2 protein-coding genes and 1 CRISPR repeat array are annotated in these 3,431 nt (G+C 50.9%); both genes read left to right on the top strand.

The window, feature by feature from the left end:
- A partial coding sequence (gene cas1 / locus ACTHUE_RS13395) for a CRISPR-associated endonuclease Cas1 (RefSeq protein ID WP_440423705.1) occupies nucleotides 1-738 on the top strand: 738 nt, incomplete at its 5' end.
- Nucleotides 739-812: 74 nt separating this feature from the next.
- Nucleotides 813-1,106, top strand: a complete 294-nt coding sequence (gene cas2 / locus ACTHUE_RS13390; protein WP_440403086.1) for a CRISPR-associated endonuclease Cas2 — start codon at nucleotides 813-815, stop codon at nucleotides 1,104-1,106.
- A 189-nt stretch (nucleotides 1,107-1,295) separates the two neighbouring features.
- Nucleotides 1,296-3,257: direct repeats of the CRISPR family, unit length 32 nt; unit sequence CCAGCCGCCTTCGGGCTGCTGTGTGTTGAAAC.
- Between the last annotated feature and the right edge of the window lie 174 nt (nucleotides 3,258-3,431).

The raw sequence follows: 3,431 nt of genomic DNA, 5'->3' as shown, positions 1-3,431 counted from the left end.
GACAGGTATCGGGTGTCGGAGCAAAATCCTGTGCCGATTGCGCGCAATATCATCGCGGCAAAGATTCAGGCGAGTAAGCGGGTGCTTCAGCGGCAGATTCGCAATTATGGCGAGAATGTGGCGATTCAAGGTGCGGTCGATTCTTTGAATATTTCGCTGCGGCAGTTGAAGGGCGCGGCGGAGCTGGACGTGGTGCGCGGTATTGAAGGCGATGCGGCGGCGCGTTATTTCGGCGTGTTCGGGCAGCTTTTGAGCGAAAAAAGCGGCTTTTCTTTTGACGGGCGTAACCGCCGTCCACCCAGAGACGGGGTGAATGCGCTGTTGTCGTTTGTGTACAGTCTGTTGGGCAAGGACATCAGCGGCGCGCTGCAAGGCGTGGGGCTAGACCCGCAGGTGGGCTTTCTACACGCCGACCGACCGGGGCGCGACAGTTTGGCGCAGGATATTTTGGAAGAATTCCGCGCGTGGTGGGCGGACAGGTTGGTGTTGTCACTGATTAATCGCGGGCAAATAAAACCACAGGATTTTGTTGCCGAGGCAAGCGGCGCGGTGAGCCTGAAAGCCGATGCGCGTAAGTTGTTATTTCAAGCCTTGCAGGAGAAAAAGCAAGAGAAAATCGTTCATCCGTTTTTAGGCGAAGAAGTAGAAATCGGCTTGCTGCCGTATATTCAGGCAATGCTGTTGGCGCGGCATTTGCGCGGGGATTTGGCGGAATATCCGCCGTTTTTGATGAGATAGGTTTGCAGGTCGTCTGGAAACGGATTGGACGTTTTCAGACGACTTTTAAAGCAGCCTGTATATGGGAATACAAAATGCTAATGTTGATTACTTACGATATTTCGCTGGAAGACGCGGAAGGACAGGCAAGGCTGCGGCGCGTGGCAAAATTGTGTTTGGACTACGGCGTGCGCGTGCAATATTCGGTATTCGAATGCGACATCGCGCCCGACCAGTGGGTTGTTTTAAAAGACAAACTCTTGAAAATCTACAACCCTGAAACCGACAGTCTGCGTTTTTACCATTTAGGCAGCAAATGGAGGCGGAAAGTAGAACACCACGGCGCAAGACCGGCAGTAGATGTGTTTAAGGATACGTTGATTGTGTGAATCGCCAACCTGCGGTTCTCATGAAAATGCGGCAGGGTTGGCGAACTGGGATTGTTCTTTAACAATCAGGATATTGCGAATACGGACGCAACGGAAAAGGCTGTGTTATACTCGCATTTCTGCTTTTCTTGGGAGCTTAGCGAAATTGGTGCTGTGAAACCTGATGGAGCAAGGCTTTTGAGAGAGGCCCCAGCCGCCTTCGGGCTGCTGTGTGTTGAAACCTGCTGGTTGATGGGTACAGACAATGCCCAATATCCAGCCGCCTTCGGGCTGCTGTGTGTTGAAACAACATTTGGGGCAGGCCGGTACAAATAAGTTATGACCCAGCCGCCTTCGGGCTGCTGTGTGTTGAAACCCGATTTTGTCAAACGCCTGAAGGCCAAAAACAACCAGCCGCCTTCGGGCTGCTGTGTGTTGAAACTTGGTATAAATGTGTTACAAACCTTGATAATCCCCCAGCCGCCTTCGGGCTGCTGTGTGTTGAAACTTGGTATAAGTGTGTAACGAGCCTGGATAATCCCCCAGCCGCCTTCGGGCTGCTGTGTGTTGAAACTTGGTATAAGTGTGTAACGAGCCTGGATAATCCCGCCCAGCCGCCTTCGGGCTGCTGTGTGTTGAAACCAAAATGGTGCAAAGGTCGGCAGTTAAGAGATATCCAGCCGCCTTCGGGCTGCTGTGTGTTGAAACATTGGAGATTCTCCTTACTCATAATTTCACTTACCCAGCCGCCTTCGGGCTGCTGTGTGTTGAAACCATAAAAACGCAGAGCGGTTCATAGCTGATTTGTCCAGCCGCCTTCGGGCTGCTGTGTGTTGAAACTATAAAAGCTGTTACCAACTTGGCCCGGATAACGCCAGCCGCCTTCGGGCTGCTGTGTGTTGAAACAGCAACAAGATAGCCTGAATACGCATTACAAAAATCCCAGCCGCCTTCGGGCTGCTGTGTGTTGAAACAAATGCTCGAAAGCAGCTTTATCGACTAAGCCGGCCAGCCGCCTTCGGGCTGCTGTGTGTTGAAACCCTTGGGAAATGTCGGTTTACGCGCAGGCGGAATCCAGCCGCCTTCGGGCTGCTGTGTGTTGAAACCTTTTTCATTGGAGATGCTCCTTATTCATGATTCCCAGCCGCCTTCGGGCTGCTGTGTGTTGAAACGTTATCGGTTTTCAACCCGTTAAGAAAGGCTGATCCAGCCGCCTTCGGGCTGCTGTGTGTTGAAACAAGAATTAACTGAACTCCGCCATTATGGCCATACCCAGCCGCCTTCGGGCTGCTGTGTGTTGAAACTTCGTCGGTATGTTTCATTTTCAAGTTCCTTCGTCCAGCCGCCTTCGGGCTGCTGTGTGTTGAAACTTTGATTATGATGCTTTGCATAAAGACACTTTACCCAGCCGCCTTCGGGCTGCTGTGTGTTGAAACACTCAAAAAATTGGTTTGTCAACTCGCTATGGTTTGCCAGCCGCCTTCGGGCTGCTGTGTGTTGAAACAGGCAAAGCAGCATAAGCAGATGTGGCCAGTGACCCAGCCGCCTTCGGGCTGCTGTGTGTTGAAACAAGGTGTGTATGTTTTGAAACGAGATTGCGTACAACCAGCCGCCTTCGGGCTGCTGTGTGTTGAAACAAGTTGCTTCAGTGCTTTGCGTATCAGCAATATAAGCCAGCCGCCTTTAGGCGGCTGTGTGTTGAAACTTAGTATAGGGTTTATACATGCGCAATATATCCCCCCAGCCGCCTTTAGGCGGCTGTGTGTTGAAACTTGTGATTCCTCTAAAGAACAACCGCAAAAGACAATCAGCCGCCTTCAGGCGGCTGAGTGTTGAAACTTTTAATTGTTGCAGCAAATTAACCAGCTTATAGAGTCAGCCGCCTTCAGGCGGCTGTGTGTTGAAACTTCGCGCATCAGGCGCGTGCCGATGCGCGTGAACCCAGCCACCTTCGGGCGGCTGTGTGTTGAAACCGCAAGGGCGATATGATCGTGATTTCCAACCGTCCAGCCACCTTCAGGTGGCTGTGTGTTGAAACCGCCCATGATGCTAAAGCAACCTTGGAAAAGCTTGACAGCCACCTTCGGGTCGCTGTGTGTTAAAACTCTAGCAGCTACAAACTTTATGCCGACCTATCCCGTCAGCAGCCTTCGGGAGGCTGTGTGTTCAAATATCGTCCAAGCAGGCCGCTCTTCTTTTGATCCTTCGCTTTCCGAGGCCTTAGTGAAAGCAGTAGAGGATATTAGAAGCAAGTTATAAAGGTTAATCAATAACAATGCCGTCTGAAAAAGTTTCAGACGGCATTTTTTCTATTTACATATTAAATTTAATATCATATTATCATTG

It is taken from the genome of Neisseria sp. P0021.S005 (genome assembly GCF_051956955.1).
Note: the sequence above shows the minus strand (reverse complement) of the source record. Positions and strands in the feature narration are given on the sequence as shown.

Coding starts and splice junctions, on each gene's coding strand:
- cas2 (WP_440403086.1), top strand. CDS start 813: ATGCTAATGTTGATTACTTACGATATTTCGCTGGAAGACGCGGAAGGA.